At 70.0% G+C, this 18,813-nt stretch carries 13 protein-coding genes; 3 read left to right on the forward strand and 10 right to left on the reverse strand.

Annotated elements, in window-relative coordinates; genetic code table 11:
• Positions 1 to 54: 54 nt before the first annotated feature.
• From B5557_RS09555 to B5557_RS09565, 3 genes are all read left to right on the forward strand, one after another.
• Positions 55 to 1,068, forward strand: a complete 1,014-nt coding sequence (locus tag B5557_RS09555; protein WP_079658715.1) for a ketoacyl-ACP synthase III family protein — start codon at positions 55 to 57, stop codon at positions 1,066 to 1,068.
• An 18-nt stretch (positions 1,069 to 1,086) separates the two neighbouring features.
• A complete protein-coding gene (locus B5557_RS09560; RefSeq protein ID WP_079658716.1) occupies positions 1,087 to 2,397 on the forward strand; it encodes an aminotransferase family protein in 1,311 nt (436 codons plus the stop codon).
• 201 nt (positions 2,398 to 2,598) lie between these two features.
• Positions 2,599 to 5,376, forward strand: a complete 2,778-nt coding sequence (locus B5557_RS09565) for an amino acid adenylation domain-containing protein (protein WP_197697296.1) — start codon at positions 2,599 to 2,601, stop codon at positions 5,374 to 5,376.
• A 51-nt stretch (positions 5,377 to 5,427) separates the two neighbouring features.
• On the opposite strand, the gene B5557_RS09570 is transcribed toward B5557_RS09565, so the two are convergent.
• The 10 genes from B5557_RS09570 to B5557_RS09610 form a co-directional block, all read right to left on the reverse strand.
• Positions 5,428 to 6,723: a cation:proton antiporter gene (locus B5557_RS09570; RefSeq protein ID WP_079658717.1), complete on the reverse strand. Its 1,296-nt coding sequence runs from the start codon at positions 6,721 to 6,723 to the stop codon at positions 5,428 to 5,430.
• A 193-nt stretch (positions 6,724 to 6,916) separates the two neighbouring features.
• On the reverse strand, positions 6,917 to 7,708 hold the full coding sequence (locus tag B5557_RS09575) for a thioesterase II family protein (RefSeq protein WP_079658718.1): 792 nt from the start codon (positions 7,706 to 7,708) through the stop codon (positions 6,917 to 6,919).
• Positions 7,705 to 14,067, reverse strand: coding sequence for a type I polyketide synthase (locus tag B5557_RS09580; RefSeq protein WP_159424356.1), 6,363 nt, complete (start codon positions 14,065 to 14,067; stop codon positions 7,705 to 7,707). Before B5557_RS09580 ends, B5557_RS09575 begins: the two co-directional genes overlap by 4 nt.
• Before the next feature lie 132 nt (positions 14,068 to 14,199).
• Positions 14,200 to 14,766, reverse strand: coding sequence for a 4'-phosphopantetheinyl transferase superfamily protein (locus B5557_RS09585; protein WP_143688156.1), 567 nt, complete (start codon positions 14,764 to 14,766; stop codon positions 14,200 to 14,202).
• Positions 14,767 to 14,775: 9 nt separating this feature from the next.
• On the reverse strand, positions 14,776 to 15,030 hold the full coding sequence (locus B5557_RS09590) for a phosphopantetheine-binding protein (protein WP_143688157.1): 255 nt from the start codon (positions 15,028 to 15,030) through the stop codon (positions 14,776 to 14,778).
• The gene (locus B5557_RS09595; protein WP_159424357.1) at positions 15,023 to 15,886 is read right to left on the reverse strand and encodes an alpha/beta fold hydrolase; all 864 of its coding nucleotides are present in this window, start codon (positions 15,884 to 15,886) and stop codon (positions 15,023 to 15,025) included. The genes B5557_RS09590 and B5557_RS09595 overlap by 8 nt, the downstream gene beginning before the upstream one ends.
• Complete coding sequence (locus tag B5557_RS09600; protein ID WP_159424358.1) at positions 15,873 to 16,877, reverse strand: NAD(P)H-dependent flavin oxidoreductase; 1,005 nt, start codon at positions 16,875 to 16,877, stop codon at positions 15,873 to 15,875. Before B5557_RS09600 ends, B5557_RS09595 begins: the two co-directional genes overlap by 14 nt.
• Entirely contained in the window at positions 16,877 to 17,704 is an 828-nt protein-coding gene (locus B5557_RS43595; protein WP_159424359.1) for a hypothetical protein, read from the reverse strand. The genes B5557_RS09600 and B5557_RS43595 overlap by 1 nt, the downstream gene beginning before the upstream one ends.
• On the reverse strand, positions 17,704 to 17,946 hold the full coding sequence (locus tag B5557_RS09605) for an acetyl xylan esterase (RefSeq protein ID WP_079658724.1): 243 nt from the start codon (positions 17,944 to 17,946) through the stop codon (positions 17,704 to 17,706). The genes B5557_RS43595 and B5557_RS09605 overlap by 1 nt, the downstream gene beginning before the upstream one ends.
• A complete protein-coding gene (locus B5557_RS09610; RefSeq protein ID WP_231976318.1) occupies positions 17,946 to 18,797 on the reverse strand; it encodes a diiron oxygenase in 852 nt (283 codons plus the stop codon). The genes B5557_RS09605 and B5557_RS09610 overlap by 1 nt, the downstream gene beginning before the upstream one ends.
• Positions 18,798 to 18,813: the final 16 nt, after the last annotated feature.

Consider the following 18,813-nt stretch of genomic DNA (forward strand, 5'->3'; position numbering starts at 1 on the left):
ACCGGGCCCACGCGCGGAAATCCAGAATGAAGACGAGAGAAGGGCAAGGATCCAGTGACAGCGACCGAGCTGAGTATCAAGGCGGCGACCCTCCGGCTTCCGTCGGGCAAAGAAGGTCCTGCGGACGGTGAGCTCAGCTCAGCGGATATCGAACGCATCGGCGTGACGGAACTGTATGTCGCTCCGGACGATACAGCGCCGCCGCAGATGGCTGCGCTGGCCGCGAAAGACGTTCTGAAGTCGAGCGGAGTCGAGCCTGCCGCCATAGGCTGCCTGGTTCATTCCTTCAGTTACCACCAGGGCTTCGACATGTGGTCGCCGGCGCACTACATCGCCAACCAGGCCGGGATCATCGACGCGCTCCCCGTCAATGTCCAGCAACTCTGCAACGGCGGCGCCGTGGCGCTGCAACTCGCGGCCAAGTGGCTGGTCGCCACCCCTGAGGCGGGCGCGGCTCTCGTCACGGCCGCGGACCGCTTCTGCGCACCGGGATTCGATCGATGGGCAAGCGACGACGACGCGGCCTACTCGGACTCGGCGACCGCGGTCCTGCTCGGTCGGTCCGGTGAGGGCAGCGACTTTCTCCATCTGCGTTCGCTGGAGATGGAGACGGACACCGAGTGGGAATTCCAGATGCGCGGCGACGACGAGTTCACCTCCGTGCCACTGGGGCACGGCACTCCGATCGACCTCCGGCGCGCCAACAAGGCGTTCAGGGAGTCCGGTGCGGCAGCACGTATGGTCAAGCTCAGCGTTCCCAAGCTGTTTGGGCTTGTCCTGCGGGCTCTGCGGACGGCGAATGTCGAACCCAAGGACATCAGCTGCATTGCGCTGCCGCGTCTCACCAGGACCATGCGCGAGGGCATGTTCAAGCCGGCCATCAGTGAAGTCATCGGAGGAAACCCCCGCTATCTCGAGTGCAGCACCGGCTGCCTCGGGGCCGGAGACTTCCTCGCGAACCTGGTGGACATCGAGGCCGGCCTCAACCCGGGCGAATTCGGGATGCTCATCCAGGGCACCGGCGGATACACGTTCACGTGTTCCGTGGTCCAGGCCCCCGTGAAATAACGCGGGAAACGGGGAGACATGGCCATGACGCCGAGTACATGGGATCGTGAAACGTACCCCCTCTGGCACGGGACCCTACCCACGTCAGCGATCCTCGAGCAGAGCGAAACCAAGGACTTCTGGGTCAAGGGTGAGGGGTCCTGGCTGATCGACGCGTCGGGAAGCCGCGCGCTCGACGCCCGCGCCGGGGTGGGCAACATGATGCTCGGCTACGGCAGGAACGACGTCGTAGAGGCGATGTGCCGCCAGGCGCACGAGCTGCCCTATGTCTGCATGGTGCGGTGGGAACTGGCCGCTCCCGTGGTCGTCGAACTGGCGCAGGCACTTACCGCGATCGCCCCTGCCGGCCTCAGCCGTGTGCGGTTCTGCCATACGGGCGGCGCAGCGGTCGAGAGCGCGATTCTGATGGCCCGCTCCTATCACCGAAACCAGGGCCGGCGGGACAAGCGCCTGATCGTGGGTCTGCGGGACAGTTACCACGGCAGCCCGATGGCAGCCATGGCGGCGAGCGGGCAGCGCATCATGCATTGGCTCTTCGGTCCGATGCCGGACGGCTTCTGTCACCTTCCGGAGCCGACCGACGAATCCGGTACCGAACTCGCGGCCCAGTTGGACGCGCTGGGGCCGGAGCGCATCGCGGCGATGATCCTCGAGCCGGTGAAGGGACGAAACGGACAGCCTCTCCCTGCCGCGTACATACGAGCCGCACGTGAGTACTGCACAAAGAACGACATTCTGCTGATCTTTGACGAGGCGTTCACCGGATTCGGGCGCATGGGCGAGATGTTCGCGGCCGACATCTCCGGAGTCTCCCCGGACGTCATGTGCCTCGCGAAGGGCATCACCGCCGGCTACGCGGCGCTCGGTGCCGTCCTGGCGACCGACCGGATTTACCAGGCATTCGACACCGTCAGCACGGTGTTCGCCCATGCGTCGACCACGGACGGCCACCCCGTGGCCTGCGCTGCGGCGCTCGCAGCGATCCGCGCCTACACGTCCGAGGATCTGGTGGCCAACGGCCGGGCACTCGGTCGGCTCCTTCACGATCGGCTGAACGACCTGCTCGACAAGGCGCCCACGTTCGGGGGCGTCCGGGCTGTCGGCGCCTACGTGGCGATCGACCTCGTGGACGACGACGGCAGTCCGCTCTCCATGCAGGACCGACGTCACCTGGAGGCAGCATGCCGAGGGCAGGGCCTGCTGGTCCACTACACGCCCGACACCGTCGTGCTGATGCCTCCGCTGACGATGACCACACAGGAAGCGGAGTTCGCGGCGCAGAGATTCGCGAGCGTGGTGACCGGCCTCAGACCGGCCGGCCGTCACTAGGGCTCATCGGTCCTTCGGGACCGGTCCCGGACTGGGCTTACGTGCGAAATGCACGGACGGGGATGTGATCCTCATATCGCTCCGGTGCCGCTCCTGCCGCTACCGTGGCCGGTCGGTGGGGAGTCGAAAAAAGGTGCGGATCATGGAGAATTCGACGCGTTCACACGTCGCTGACCATCCTGAATGTCGATCCGGACGACGATGACGTCGGATTTCCGGCTGCACGGTCCGAGGAGCCCCCTGACGGCCCCTCAGGATCCGGCCGGTCCGCCCAACGTGGTCGTCGTCGGCTTCGTCGAACGGGGTGGCGTCGACACGGAGATCCTCGCCGGCGCCGTCATGGATGTCGTCGCTCACCATGCCCCCGAGATCGTCCGCGCCGAACACGACGGCGCGCCGGAGCACTTCGACGCCTGGGCGCGTCATACGGCGCGCCGGTTCGGGCAGCCTCCCTTCGACCCGTCCGCCGCGGCGTCGATGCGCTTCCTGCTGCTCTCGCACGAGGGCGCTCTTCGTGCGGTGGCCGTCGCGGCGCCCCGGTTTCTTCTCGACGCGCACGCCGTGGGGCGACTGTTCCGCGCCCTGTTCTCGCGCCATGACCGACTGTGCCTGGACGCACCGGCTGCCCGTGGCCGCGTCGGCGCGCAGAGGCGCCCCGACGACGAGCTGGAACGCCTCACGGCGTCGTGGGCGGACCGGCTGGCCGAGGTGCCGACGGTCCTCAAGATTCCCTCCGACCGGCCGCGCCCCTACCGCTACGACACGTCCGGCGCGCGGCTTCCCGTCGAACTCTCCGCCGAGGCGACGCAGGCCGTGCTCGAGCGGTCCCGGGCCCTGGGGGTGACCTCGTCCGCCTTCCTCCTCGCCGCGTTCGGTCTGATCCTGGGGCGGATGACCGGTGCCGACTCGCTGCTCGTGGGCATCGCCTCGCCGGCCGGCGAACTGCTCCCGGTCCGCATCGACATCGACGACGACCGCACCCCGGGCGCGTTCGTCCGGGCCGTCCATGAGTCGGTGGCCTGGAGCCTGGCCGCCGACGGCGTTCCGTTCCCACGGATCGTGGAGCGGATGGGCGTGGAGCGGTCCGGTCCGGGCCATCCCCTGGTGCAGACGTCCTTCAGTACGTACGGCGAGCCCGGCCCGGAGAGGATCGAGACCGGCACCGCGCGCATCCGGGTCGAGGAGGCGGACGGCGGCGGATCGCGATTCGACCTCAGCCTCCGGTTCGGCCGGGACGAGCCCTCCTACGCCGGCCACGCCGAATACGCGACGAGCCTGTGGAGCCGAGGCGAGGCGCAGCGCTTCGTCCTCGACTACGTGGCCGCCGTGCAGCAGCTCACCGACGCGGCGGCCGACGACGGCCGCACACTGGCGGACGTGCGGTGCATCTCCCCCGCCGGCCGCGAGGTCCTTGCCGGGCTCAACGAGACGGGCAGTGTCTTCCCCTCCTCCTCCCTGGACGAACTGTTCCGCGCCGTGGCGGCACGCCGGCCCGCGGCGGTGGCCGTACGCGACGCCGAGTCGGCGCTGACCTACTCCGAACTCGCCGCTGCCGCGGCCGAGCAGGCGCGGCTGCTGCGTGCCGCAGGCGTCCAGGGCGGCGACACCGTGCTGATCGGGGTCCAGCGGTCGGCGGCGGAGGCGGTGGCCGTCCTGGGCACACTCTGGGCGGGCGGTACCTACGTCGGTGTCGATCTCACCCAGCCTGCCGCCCACACCGCGGGGATCGTCGCCAAGGCAGCGCCGGCCGCCGCCATCGTCGGCGACGACGACGCCGGCGAGGTCGCCCGGCACGGAGTGCCCGTGGTCGGCCCCTGGCGGCCGGAGTGGACCGTCGGAGCGGAGCAGGTGCCGCCCGCCGCACCCGATCCCGACCGCCCGGCCTACATCGCCTTCACCTCGGGCACGACCGGCGAGCCGAAGGGAGTGGCGGTCCCGCACCGTGCGGTGATCCCGCTGTTCCAGGACACCGACCACCTCGTGTTCGGCCCGGGTGAACGCGTGCTCCGGCTGTCCTCGCTCGCCTTCGACGTCTCGGCGTTCGAACTCTGGGGCGCGCTGCTGTCCGGCGCGGTCCTCGAGGTGTGTCCGCCGGGGCTGCTGTCGCCGGGCGAGCTCGGCGCGTTCATCGAGGAGCGCGAGGTGACCGTGGCCTGGCTGGCGGCAGGTCACTTCCGGCTCGTCCAGGAGTTCGCGCCGACATCGCTGGGCACGCTGCGCCAGCTGTTGACCGGCGGGGACGTGGTCCCCCACGAGCATGTCGCGCGTGCGCTCGCCGACCACCCGGGCCTGACCGTCACGAACGGCTACGGGCCGACCGAGAACGCGATCTTCACGACGTTCCATTCGGTCCGCAGGCCGCAGGACGTCGACGGCCCGCTGCCGATCGGCACCCCCGTTCCCGGGACCCGGGTGTACGTCCTTGACCGGCGGGCGAGGCTGCTGCCGCCCGGCGCGGTCGGCGAGCTGTGCACGGGGGGCGAAGGCCTCGCGGTGGGGTACGTCGACGACGAGGAGGAGACCGACCGCCGCTTCGGCCGCTTCTCGCCCGATGTCCCGGAGCGGATCTACCGTACGGGCGATCTCGTCCGTATCGACCAGGACGGCCGCATCCACTTCGTCGGGCGGGTCGACCACCAGGTCAAGGTGCGCGGCTACCGTGTCGAACTCACCGCGATCAGCGACGCGTTGAACGGCTGTCCGGAGGTCGAGGAGACGGTCGTCACCGTCACCGACGGCATCTCCGACAAACGGCTGCTCGCCGCGGTCCGGCTCGCGCCGGGGACGGCCGTCACCCCGGTCGACCTCAGAGACCGCCTCGCCGAACGGTTCCCGTCCTTCATGGTGCCCTCGCTCTGGGCGGTCGTCGACCGGATGCCCCTCACCGCGAACGGGAAGGTCGACCGGCGTGCGCTCGCCGCCTCGGCCGTACCGGCCAACGTGTTCGCCAGGAGGAAGCGGACCCGCCGGGGAAGGTGAGCGCGTCCTCCGGGCCGGTGGGAGGCTTCCCCGGAGGGCCTGGGACCGTTCTCAGACGGCGGGGCCTGTCGCGCGTTCGGGTGTGCCGGTGGCTTCGGCGACGTCCGCGGCCGCACCGGGGCCGGTGGCGGTGAGGTCGTCGCCGCTCGGGCGGCCCAGGATCCAGGCAAGCAGCGGACCCGCCATCGCGGTCGTCACCACGGCCATGACGACCATCAGGGAGTACAGGCCCTGGCGGATGAAGCCCAGTTGCAGGCCCACGTTCAGGACGATGAGTTCCGTCAGCCCGCGCGTGTTCATCAGCGTGGCCAGCGCGGCGGACTGCCGGACCGGCATCCGGCTCAGCCGGGCGGCGGCGTACGCCCCGGTGAACTTCCCGCCCACGGCCACGAGCAGGATGAGCCCCAGGTCGCCGAGCCCGCTCGCGTCGAGCCCGGACAGGTCGACCTTGAGGCCGGCGACCAGGAAGAACACCGGCAGCAGCAGGGTCGCGCTGAGCTGGCCGAGGCGGTCGTGCACCTCACGGCGGAGCGGCGCGGTGCCCGAGCGCGGGAGGACGGCGCCGAAGAGGAAGGCGCCGAAGATGTAGTGCAGTCCCATCCATTCGGTGGCGGCGGCGGACAGCAGCAGGCCGGCGAGGATGCACGCGAAGACGGTGGGGGTCAGCCGGAGCGAGCCCCGCCGGCGGGCCAGCCGACGCAGTGCGGGGCGCAGGACGAACGCCATGCCGAGCAGATAGGGGACGGTGAGCAGGATCCGCCACTGGTCGGAGCCGGCCGATCCGCTGATGGCGACGACGGCGGCGAGCAGGGTCCAGGCGAGGACGTCGTCGATCGAGGCGCAGGCCAGCGCCACCACGCCCAGCGGCGTACGGGTCATGCCCCGGTCGGTGAGGATGCGGGCCAGGACCGGGAACGCGGTGATCGACATGGCGATGCCCATGAAGAGCATGAACGCCGTCCTGTCGCCCGTGCCGTGATCGTGCATCAGGTAGCCGCCGAGGGCCGTGCCGAGGCTGAACGGCAGGAGGACGGAGCTGATCGACACCGCGGGGGCGATGGCGCCGCTGCCCCGTATGAGGGTCGTGTCCCACTCGAGGCCGACGATGAACATGAAGATGGCGACGCCGACCGCGGCCAAGGCACTGAGCAGGGGGCGCGTCGTGTCGGGGAAGAGGGCATCGGATATCGCCCCGTGGAACAGGGTCGGTCCCAGCGCGATGCCGGCGAACACCTCACCGATCACCGGGGGTTGTCCCAGGCGCCGGGCCAGCGCGCCGAACGACCGGGCGAGCAGCACCATGACGGCCAGGCCGACGAGGAGTGAGGTGGTCTGTTGCGTGGTCATGCGGTCCGTCTCCGTTCTTCGTGGTCCCGCCCGCAGCCTCGTCCGCGGGGCATGGACGGGCAGGGTTGTCTTCCGGATCAGGCCGACCGCGGTCATGTCTGCCCGCGCGGCGTCGGGCCGGATGCTGCTCACCCGGCCCGACAGCCTCAAGGCCGATCACCACGGCCTTGTCGGACAGCGTCTTCCTCCGCCGTCACTGGGAGTGGGACAGGGCCGTCGGCTGGCCAGTCCTCGTGACGGGGCTCGTGGTGCTGGTCAGGTCGGTGAGCAGGTCGTCCAGGACCTCCTGGAAGTGGTGCCGGATGTAGAAGTGGTCGCCCGGGTAGCGGTGCGGCGTGAAGGCTTCCGTGCCCGCTGCCCACTGCTGCCATCCCGCCATGTCCTCCGGGTCGGCGATGGCGTCGTCGTCACCGGCGAAGGTGGCGACGGCGCAGCGCAGCGGGACGGGCGGCTGGATTCCGAGCCCGGTGTACAGACGGGCGTCGGCGCGTATCAGGGAGATGAAGGAGTCGACGGTGGCTTGGTCGTGTTCGATCTGTCCGGGGAGAGCCTCGCCGCCGAGCATGAGATAGGCGGTGACGGGATCGGTGAGCAGTTTCTCCGCGGTGCTGGTCCAGTACGGGTGGTCCGGCGCCGAGATCCCGGAGGGGCACAGCAGTGCGGGGCCGCGGTTGGCGCGTTCGAGCGCCCGGCAGACTTCGAAGGCGTAGCGGCCGCCGCCCGAGTGCCCGAACAGTGCCGTCGGGCGGCGCTCGCAGATCCCGGCGATCGCGTTCGCGGTCTGCCTGACCAGGCGGGGCAGGTCGGTGATGGGCAGCTCGGCGGTGCGGGCCTCGCGTCCCGGTGGCTGGACGGCGAGGATCTCGACGCCGCGGGCGTCGGCCCAGGGCGCGTAGAAGTTGGGGCCGCCGCCGGGGTGTGGCAGTCCGATAACGCAGACTGGCGCGTCCGGGTCGGGTGCGATGGGGACGATCCAGTCGTTCACGAGTGCTGCTCCTTGGCGTGACTGACCCCTGCGGCAGCCATGGCACGGTTGGCCAGGTCGCGTATGCCTTGGCTGGCAAGGATTTCCAGGGTGGGGATGTCGAGGTCGAGTTGGCGTCGCAGGGTGACGGCGAGCTCGGTCGCCAGAATCGAGTCGAGTCCGAGGCGGTTCAGCGGTACCGAGGGTGAGAGGCGTTCCGGTTCGGTCCGCAGGATGGCCGCGATGACATCGGTGAGCGCCTGGGTGGCCAGTTCCTCCGCGTCGGCTGCCTCGCCTGCCTGCAGTTGCTCGCGCAGGCTCGTGCCGGCCCGGTCCTGCTGCCCGGACGCCGAGGTGATGAGGTGGGAGAACCGGGTGGCGGCGCTGGCCGGGAACATGAGGCCGGCCCGCTCCCAGTCGACGCGTGCGATCACCGCGCTGTGGGGTGCGTCGCCGGTGAGGAGCCGGCCCAGACGGTCGAGGGCTTCGGCGGTGGAAATCGGCTCCAGTCCGAGCCTGGTCATGGATTCGGCGAGGTTGTCGCGGACGACGACTCCGGTGCCGGCGATGGCTCCCCAGCCGACGGCGAGTGCTGCCTGGCCGCGGTCGCGGCGCCGGCGGGCCAGGGTTTCCAGGCACAGGTTGGCGGCGGCGTAGGAGGCTTGGAGCCGGTTGCCGAGCAGCGCGGAGATGGAGGAGTAGAGGACGAAGTGGTCGAGGTCGCAGTCGCTGGTCAGCTCGTCGAGGAGGTGGGCGCCGGCGACCTTCGGGGCGAGGACGCCTTCGTACCGGTCGAGGGTCTGCTCTTCGACGGGTCCGTCGTCATAGCCGGCCGCGCAGTGGAACACTCCGCGCAGTCCGCCCGGCGCGCAGGTCCGGGCGTGGTCGATGACCTGGGTCATGGCAGCCCGGTCGGTGACGTCGGCGGCCATGAAGGTGATGCCGGCGCGGTCCGGCTGCTGAGCGGGCTCGTGGCGGCCGGTGACGATGACCCGGCCGGCGCCGTGGTCGGCGAGCCAGCGTGCGGTGGCGGCGCCGAAACCGGCGGTTCCGCCGGTCACGAGGTACACGCCTTCGGGGTCGAATGTCACGCGCTGGGCGGCGATGCCGGTGGTGTCGATGACGAGCTTGCCGATGTGCTCGGACCGCTTGAGCCGGTTGAACGCGTCATCGAGTGCGGCCGCCGGGTAGACGAGGTGCGGCAGCGGTTCGATACGGCCCTCTCCGGCCAGCCGGGCGATGTCGCTCAGGACCTCCCGGGCCCGCTCGGGACGCCGGTCGATGAGCTGGGCCAGGTCGACGGCGAAGTAGGACAGAGTGTTCAGGAAGGGGCGCAGCCGCAGTCCCGCATCGCCGTACAGGTCCCGCTTGCCGAGCTCGACGAAGCGTCCGTCGGGGGCGAGCAGTTCCAGACAGGCCGCGGCGGCCGTTCCGGTCAGGGAGTTGAGGACGATGTCCACGCCCCGTCCGCCGGTGAGTTCCCGGACCTGGTCGGGGAAGTCGCCGGAGCGTGAGTCGAGCGCGTGCTCGGCCCCTCGGTCCAGCAGGAGCTGCCGTTTCTCGGGTGTGCTGGCGAGGCCGATGACGCGCACGCCGGCCAGGCGTGCCAGGTTCAGGGCGGCCAGGCCGACACCGCCGGCGCCGCCGGGCAGGAGCAGGGTCTCGCCGGCCGACATGCCGGCGAGGACGTTGAGGCTGTAGTGGGCGGTCGCGTAGACCAGCGGCATGGTCGCGGCGTGCTGGAAGTCCATGCCTTCCGGGATGGGCGCGGTGACGGCCGCTTCGGCCTTGACGTGGCTGGCCAGAGAGCCGGACGCGACGGCCATGACGGCCTGGCCGACGTGCAGGCCGGTGACGCCGGGGCCGGTCCTGGCGATCACGCCGGCACATTCCTGGCCGATGAGCGGACCGGCGTTGACGCCTGCGCGCCAGTCGGCCTGGCTGGGCTCGATGGGCATCAGGCCGGTGGCCAGCATGACGTCCTTGTAGTTCAGTGCGGCGGCCTTGACCTCGATGACGACCTGGCCCGGGCCCGGTTCGGGCATCGGGATCGCGGCGGGCCCGAACTGTGGTGTCAGCGCGATCGTGCTGACCTGCAGGGCCGTCGCCTGGTCCGCGGGCCTGCCGCGCGGCGGGGTGGCCTCGGCTGTGGACGGTGGCAGGGGGGCGAGGCGCGGCACGCGTACCTGGTCCGCGAAGACGGCGAACTCGTCCTCCTGGCCGGTGTCGGCCGTGAGGACCTCGGCGACGCGTTCGGTCAGCGCGGTACTGAAGGAGGGTTCGACGGCGATCCGGCGGATGGCGATGCCGGGTATCTCGTTGGTGATGGTCCGTGCCGTGCCCCATGCCGACGCCGCCGCCATGCTGCCGGCTCCGTCCGTGCCGGGGTGTGCCATGGCGCCGCAGGGCCCGGTGATCAGCCACAGCGTCAGCCGTGCGTCGGGGGTGTCGGCGATGCGCTGCTGCCAGGCGACCGCCACGTCGCGGAGGATCTGTCCGGCGTGTGCCGCGGCCGCGACCGGGTCGTCGTTGTCGTTGTCGTCGGAGAGCACCAGGGCCACCGCGGTCGCGGCGTCGGGCCGGACCGCGTCGGTCCAGGCCGCGGTGTCACCGGGGGCGACGGCGGTGGGGGCCGTGGCGTCGAGCGTGTCGGCGAGTTGCCGCGCGAACGGCAGGCCGCCGTGATCCGCCATGACCGTCCAGGCCGTCGGGGTACCGACGGTGTCCGTGGGGAGCGGCGTGCCGGGCTCGTCCGTGAAGGCGGCTGCTTCCGACGTGGCCGCCCATACTCCCAGCGGGGGCTGTGGACGGCCCTCGATCAAGCGGAGCCGCATGTTCTTGATGGTGATGGCGACGGTGCCGTCCGGTGCGGCCAGCGTCACGTCCCACACGGCTTCCCGGCCGGTTTCGGAGTGGGCGACGACATGCACGATGCCTTGCGTGGGCGGCCGTGACCACGCGGTGAGCGCGCCGAACTCGACGGGCATGAACAGCATCGAGCCGTCGCGCAGGGCCGAGTTCAGCGGGCCGCCCGCGTGGAGCGCGACATCGAGGAGTACGGGGTGGGCGACGTAACGGCTGGTGGGTCCGGTCATCTCGGCGGCGGGTGCGGCGGGCATGGTGTACTCGGCGAGAAGCTCGCCGGTTCCGCCCACGTCGTCGCAGCGGAACCAGGCGCCGGTCACGGCACGGAAGTCGGAGCCGTAGACGGTGCCCGCGCGGTCGCTGATCGCGTAGAACTCGTCGTGGTTCAGGGTCATCGCCCCGTCGAGGCGGGCGCGGATGGCCGCGGCGTCGAGCGCCTGGGGGCTGGGGGCGGTGACGGCGCGCAGTCGGCCGCGGGCGTGCTGCTGCCACGGCTGGGCCGGGCCGCCGAGCCGGTCCCGCCGCGAGGAGATCGTGATGACGTCTCCCGACACGGCAGTGCTGAGGTGTACCTGCGCGGGGTCGCCGGGTGCGGGCATGGTGAGGCCGGACGTGACGGCCAGGTCGGTGACCTGGATCGCGTGGTCGCGGATCGCCGCGGGTCCTGCGACCAGAGCCATTTCGGCGAAGGCCGCGCCGGGCATGACGGTCGAGCCCGCCACTCGGTGTCCGCTCAACCAGGGCACCCGCGTTGTTTCGACCGTTCCTTCCCACTGCGGGTCCGGGACGGCCACCCGCTCGCCGAGCAGCGGGTGTACGAGCTTGCCGTCGCCGGGGCCGTGCCCCCACCAGGACGGTTCGCCGACCCACAGCCGTTCCCGCTGCCACGGGTAGGCGGGCAGGTCCGCGACGCGGCCGGGTGCGGCGAACCACGTCTGCATGTCGACGGCGCCGCCGGCCGCGAGTACCGCCGCGGCGTGCGCGTCGAGGTCCGGCTTCTGGTCGCGGCGCAGGGTCTCGGTCGCTGTGAAGGAAGGGCTGTCCGGCGACTGGGAGATGCGGCGCAGGTAGGTGGCGAGTACGGGGTGCGGGCCGATCTCGACGAGTACGCCCGCGCCGGCGGCGGTCATCGCCTGGACGGCCTCGGCCATCCTGACCGGCTCCCGGATGTTGCGCCACCAGTAGTCCGCGTTCATCGTCCGGCCGTCCGGCACGGCCGCGCCGGTCACCGTGGAGAACATGGGCAGCTTCGGGTCGTCGGTCGCGAGGTCGTCGAGTTCCTCGAGGATCTGGTCCCGGATCGGGTCCATCCTGGCGCTGTGAAAGGCGTAGTCGAGGGGCAGCAGCCGGAAGAACACGCCGCGGTCGGCGAGTATCTTGCCGATTTCCTCCAGCGCTTCGCGGTCGCCGGAGAGGGTGACGTCGCTGGGCGAGTTGACGGCGCTGATCTCCACCTCGGCCCCGCTGGACGCGATCAGCGCGTCCGCTTCCGCCGGGCCGACGGCGGCGGCGGCCATCATCCCGGTGCCGGCCGTGCGGCCCTGTGCGGCGCTGCGGATCGCCACCACCCGGCAGGCCGCCTCCATGCCGAGGATGCCTGCGGCGTAGGCGGCGGCGATCTCCCCGACGCTGTGCCCGGTGACCATCGACGGGGTGACTCCCCGCTCACGCAGCGAGGCCAGCAGCCCCACCTGGACGGCGAACAGAAGCGGTTGGGCGATCTCCGTGCGCGCCAGGTCGTACTGCCCGTCGGCGAGCGCGGCGGCCACCGACCAGCCGAGCAGCGGGGACAGATACGTGTCCGCCTCCTGCACGGCGGCGGTGAAGACGGCGTCGGCCCCGGCGCCGGCGCCCATCAACGCCGACCCCATGCCGGCCCATTGGGAGCCGTTGCCCGCGAACACGAACCCGACGGGTGTCCCTGCCGCCGCGGCTGCCTCGCAGCGGGCGGCGGCTGAGGGAAGCGTCCCGGCGGAGATGCTGTACAGGTCCTGAGCGGCACCGGCCGCGTCATCGGCGATCACCACAGCGGTGTGCTCGTAGCGTTGTCGCCGGCGCACTGAGGTGAACGCGGCGTCGTAGAAGCTGCCCGGGGTGTCCTCCAGGTACTCGGCCATCGCCCATGCGGCCTCGTTGAGCGCTTCCGGGGTTCGCGCGGAGACCAGCACCGGCAGCCGCCGGTCGGCCGTCGGGGGCCGGGTGTCGGTGTGCTCTGCCGTCGGCTCGGCGAGGATGACGTGGGCGTTCGCGCCGCCGATGCCGAACGAGTTGATCCCTGCCGCGGCACGGCCCGGGCCCCGCTCGATCGGGATCTCCCGGTCCGTGGGGAGGAGTCCCAGCCCGTCGAAGTCGATGGCGGAATTGCGGGGCAGGCCGTGCAGGGACGGGGGGATCCGGCCGCTGCGCAGGACGACCAGGCTCTTGAGCAGTCCGGCCATTCCGGAGGCGCACTCGAGGTGCCCGATGTTGGTCTTCACCGACCCGATCGGGAGCGGGCGGTCGGCGGCCCTGTGCGCGCCGAGCGCGGCGCCGAGCGCGGTGCATTCCACCGGGTCTCCGACCGGTGTGCCGGTCCCGTGGCATTCCAGGTAGACCAGCTCTTCGGGGCTGATACCGGCTTCCGCGTACACCTGCTCCAGGAGCGCCTGTTGGGTGACCGGGGACGGCTGGCTCATCACGTTCACCGACCGGCCGTCCGTGTTGGTGCCCGAGCCCGCGACGACCGCCAGGACCCGGTCCCCGTCCGCGAGCGCGTCATCGAGCCGCTTGAGCAGGACGACGCCGCCGCCCTCGCCTCGTACGAACCCGTCGGCGAGTTCCGAGAAGGCATGGCAGCGTCCGGTCGGCGACAGTACGGATGCCTCGGCGAATCCGATGTAGTCGACGGGGTTCAGCAGCAGGCCGACACCGGCGGCTATCGCGGTCCGTACCTTCCCGCTCGTCACCGCCTGGGCGGCCTGGTGCAGGGCGACCAGCGCCGACGAGCACGCCGTGTCGATCGAGTACGACGGGCCCCGCCAGTCCAGCAGGAACGACAGCCGGTTGGACGCGTTGCAGGTGAGGGTGCCCTGCAACGAATGGGCGTCGATCGCCTCGGGTCGCGCGGAGACCAGCTCCCAGTACCCGCGCGTGGAGGTCCCCACGTAGACGGCGCCGTCCTGCCCCTCCACCGCCGCCGGGTCGATGCCGGCGTGGTGGAACGCCTCTATCGTCATTTCCAGCAACAGCCGCTGCTGCGGGTCCATCTGGGCCGCCTCACGCGGCGAGATCCCGAAGAAACCGGGGTCGAAACCGGTGATGTCCTGCAGGAACCCGCCGGCGTTGGTGTAACTCATCCCCGGGCGGTGCTCGCCCGGGGCACACCACAGCGCCGGATCGAACCGGTCCGGCGGCACTTCGGTCACCAGGTCGAGGCCGGCGAACAGGGCCGCCTCCAGTTGATCCAGGTTGTTGATGCCGCCCGGCAGCCGACAGCCCACTCCCACGATTGCTGCGCAGTTCCCAAGATCGCCCACGAGTCTCTCCTCCCAGAATCCTGAAACAAAACGCATGGTGGTCAATTGCAGTGAACAGTGAGAATTTCACGTGCGGTGGCGAACTCGTTCACTCACCACTCCATTCACCGCTTCATTCACCGCTTCATTCATTCACTGCTGGATCGCAACGGCGAACGAAAGGTCTTCCTCGGAACGGATCCACACCGGTACCGTCACACCGCGATAGGACGCGATCAATGCATCGTCGGACCGATCGAGTTCGATCTTCCAGAACAGGAAGTGTTCCGGTGCACCGATGCCGTACAGCGCCTTGAAAGCAGCCTCCTTGGCCGAGAAGAGTTCCCGTGGGGTGAATTCCCCGGCGGGCGGGAGCAGCGTATTTCGCTCCCGTCCGCTCAGGACGAATCCGGCAACGCGCGGACCGATGACCGCGCTTTCGATGTCCACGCCGACCGCCGCGGCACCGGGAATCACCACCGCGACCGCCAGACGGTCGGTGTGGGAGATCGATCCGGCGAATCCCGGCGGGAAGAGCGGCCGTCCGTCTCGGTCACGGGGCACGGTCCGGTCGGCGGCGCCGGCCGCGGCCAGCGCCGCCGCGGCCGCCCGGCGGCCGGCCGTGAACTGCTGATGCGGCCCGTACGGCCGGCGCACCGCACGCCATTCGGTCCGCATTCCCGCGGCGGCGCGGGCGGGAACCGCCGGCTCGACAACCACGTCGGGCCGTCAACCGCGCAGTGCCACGACGTGGTCGGCCAGCGACTCGATCGAGCGCAGCGCCTCCGGCTGGACGTCGTCGTCCCATTCGAAGTCGAACGCGTCCTCCATCGCCACCAGCAGAGCGACCAGCGCGTTCGAGGACATCCCCGCCTGGCGGAGCGACTCGGTGTCCGACACCGTGCTCACGAACCGGTCGCCGCCCTGCTGCTCCCGCAGCAGTTCACGGATGCTCCGCCGCACCTCGAATGCTTCATCAGGCACGTGATTCCACTTCTTCGACGAACTTTCGGACGATCGACTGGAAGCCCTCGGAATCGTCGATGAAGGGGATGTGCCCGGCCTTCGGAATGATCTCGCAGCGGCCGTCCGGGAAGAGGCCGGCCAGTTCCTTGGCGCCGGTCGGGCTGAGCAGGAAGTCGTCGTCGCCGACGACGACCAGCGTCGGCGCCTCGATCCGGGCCAGCATCTCGGGGCTGCTCTTGTCCTGCATGGCGCGCTTCAGACCGTTGGTCATCTCCTCGACGGTGGCGAGCGCGCTGAAGCTCTCCCGGAAGCCCAGGAAGCCGGGCGCACCGATCGCCTCGTTCATTTCCGCGCTGAACACCTCGGGGTACAGATGCTCGTACAGGCCCTCAAGGCCGTGGCTCTCCAGCGTCCGCAGCCACGCCCGCTGGATCTGCCGCTGCCGCCGCATGCCGCGCGGGCCGAAGGCCGGGCCGGTCAGCACCAGACCCTTGACGCGATCGGGGTACCGCAGCGCCACTTCCCTGGCGAACACGGTGGAGGTCGACAGGCCGACCAGATACGTCGACTCGATCTCCAGGGCGTCGAGCAGGGCGATCAGGTCAACCGTGTGCTCGTCCCAGGTGGGTTCCTCCGCGACCTTCGAGGAGTGGCCGTGATTGCACAGGTCGAAACTCAGCACGCGGTAATGCTGTTCGAGTTCCTCGGTGTACACCCGCCACGCCGGGACGGGCAGGAAGAAGGTGTTGAGCAGCGTGAGGGCAGTGCCTTCACCACGGGACTCGTAGTAGAGTTCGACGCCCTCCCTGGTGCGAATTCGCGGAGTGTCGTGGTAGGTCATATCCAGCCGGGACAGTTCTTCATAGCTTGCCATGCGATTCCTCCACATTCTCTGTTCCCACAGTGCCGGAACCCGGCAGAATGCGGGCAAATTCGGCGACGATGTCGGCCGCCGGGCGTTCGCCGGAAATGGCGCCGCAGGACAGTCCGCAGTACATCGCCATCTCTTCAATGCGGCCGCTGGTGGTGACGGTGGGCACCGCGGCGCTGAAGCGCGGCACCACGTATTGCTTCCCCTCGACCACGGTGCGGCCGATGAATTTCTTCGGCTGGTCGGAGTCGCGGGTGACGGCCGTCGCGAGGACGCGGTGCCGTCGGCCGGACCAGCCGATCTCGTACACGTCGGTGATCACCGTGTCGGCCTCGTCGGAGGCGCAGACCGCGGTCTTGAAGTAGGGGTGGGCCATCGACTCGCGGGCGACCACGAAGGCAGTGCCGAGCAGCACGCCGTCGGCTCCGGCGGCGATCGCCCGGCCCGCCTCGGCCGGTGAGCCGATGCCGCCGGCCGCGACGAGGCAGGCGTCGGGCAGCAGGGCGCGCAGCTCCGCGACCAGCTCGTCACGGTGCGCCGTGCCGAGGAGATGACCGCCCGCCTCGGTGCCCTGCACCACCACGATCGCGCCCTGTCCGGCCGCGTGCACGCCGTCCCGTACGGTCCCGATCTGGACGACGAGCTGCCGCCCCGCACCGGTGATCCGCTCGCACACGGCATCGTCCGGCATGCCGAACAGCGACAGGTACACCTGCTGGGGCGTCTCGTCGAGCACCTGCGTGACCTGCCGGTCGAGCTCCTCCGGTCCGACGACCTCCGGGATGAGGTTCACGCCGACAGCGCGGTCGGTGCCCGCGACCAGCCGTTTCAGCGCTGCCGACAGCGCCTCGCCGACCAGCTTGTAGCCGCCGAGGCAGCCCGCCGCGCCCGCCTCCGACACCGCGCACGCCAGGTCCGGGCCTGCGACGCCGCCCATTCCCGACTGGAGCAGGCTCACCCTGATCCCGAGCGCCTCCGCCAATGTGGCGCGCATCAGCCCAGACTCTCCACTGCGGACAGCGCGGCGGCGGTGTCGCCGAAGTGCCGGGTCAGGGTGTGCACCCATCGCTCCAGGCCGAAGGCGAGGCAGCTGGTGTGCGCCGTGTCGTCGCCGGCCTGGATGGCGCATCGCTCGCCGAAGAAGTTCCGGTGGTAGTTGACCGAGCCGATCGCCAGGCCGTCGACGACGAACTCCTCCTTCACCGGGAACAGCCGCTGCATCTTGGCCTTGCTGCTGTTCTTGTCGAAGAAGGGATCGGTCGCGACCTCGATCTGGACGTCCAGCCCGAGTCCGGCGCAGAGCGTCAGTACGGCGTCCTTGGCGTTCAGCAGATGCTGCTTGGCGCCGTCCTCCGGGCCGATGAAGACGATCTCCCGCATGGAGAAGCCCAGCAGCCGCTGGAGGCCGTCGTAGTGGTCCTCGTTGCGGAAGCAGGTGGCGACCGTGGTCCGCAGCAGCCCGGCGTCGGGCAGCGTCCGGCCTGCCAGATTGACGTAGATCGCGTAACAGGCGGCCGACGGCAGTGCGAAGGCGGTCGTCTCCATGATCTCGGGCGGCACGCGGTCGATCGGCCGCTCCGCCTCGGTGAGCAACTTGCCGAGGCGTGGCGGGTCGAGCCGGGTCGCGGCCAGGCCCAGTTGCGGGAAGTTGTCGAAGTAGTCGAACCTGTCCAGATCCTCACACCGGATCAGGAACGGGAACCGGAACTCCGGGGCCTGCCATCCTTCGGCCAAACGCTGGAACACCGCGTCGAGCGCCCGCAGCAGACGCAGTTGGCCACCGTCGAGAACTCCCAGGCCGTTGTCGGTTGCTGTGGTCATCACGCCGCCTTCTGCTTGAAGAATCGCGCTTCGATCGCGTGGAGCGTGCGGAAGTCGTCCAGATCCAGGTCTTCTGGGTCGATCGGCTCGCCGGTCAACTCCTCGAGCAGGAAGATGAATTCGACGAAGGCCAGCGAGTTGATGGCCCGGCTGTCGATCAGGTCGAGGTCGCCGTCCAGCCGGTCGATCTTGGGATTGCGGCCCAGGATGAACTCCCGAACCGCCTGCATGGGCTCGGTCATCACTTGATCAGTTCCCTGCCTGCGCCTGCCTTGGACAGGAACTTCCGCGTCCGCTTGAGTATCCGGTCGTGCGCCTCCACCCGCGCGGGGTGTTCCAGCGCGCGCCGCCGCAGCGCCAGCGCGTCCGGGATGCCGGCGTCGCGGTAGGCGGCCGGGTTGTAGAGGGTGCCGATGCTGTACTGCAGGTAGTTCTCGAGATACTCGGCGACCACCGGCACCTCGTCCGGATCACGCCTGGCCACCTGGCCGAGCAGGTTGGTGAAGACCATCCGGCCGAACGCGACGTGCCGGCTCTCGTCCTGGTGGTGCACCCGGTTGATCTCACGGGCGATGTGCGGCAACGACGGGTCGGTCGCCATGTGCGCGTTGTAGTGGTCGACGATCTCCTCGAAGATCAGGATGCGCGCGAACACGATGACCTCGCGAGCCACCGTGGAGAGGTGGGCGACCGAGTCGGCCTTGAGCGTCGGCTGTGCCGGATACAGCTTGCCGCCGTAGCGCAGGCAGAACTGCGCGAAGAACCACATGTGCTCGTTTTCCTCACCGATGAAGTGGTGCAGGAATTCCGAGACGTCGGCGTAGGTCCGCTCGTGGATGCGCATCACGACGTCGCTCATCAGCTCGCGGATGCCATGGATGTTGAGGCTGAAGAAATTGATCGCCTCGTATTTGGTCAGCGCGATCTGCTGTTCACGCGTCAACTCGTCCCACATCGGCGTGCCGGCCAGCGTGGTCAGGCTCTCGCTCATCCACGGCAGGTCGGGCTCGATTGTCTCGGGCCAGTCGAACATCGTATACGGGTTGTAATAGCCGGACTCGGCCAGCTGTTCCAACCGGTCGAGTTCGAGCACTACCGGCTCGATTTCG

The organism is Streptomyces sp. 3214.6 (genome assembly GCF_900129855.1).
In the GTDB taxonomy this organism is placed as follows: domain Bacteria; phylum Actinomycetota; class Actinomycetes; order Streptomycetales; family Streptomycetaceae; genus Streptomyces; species Streptomyces soliscabiei.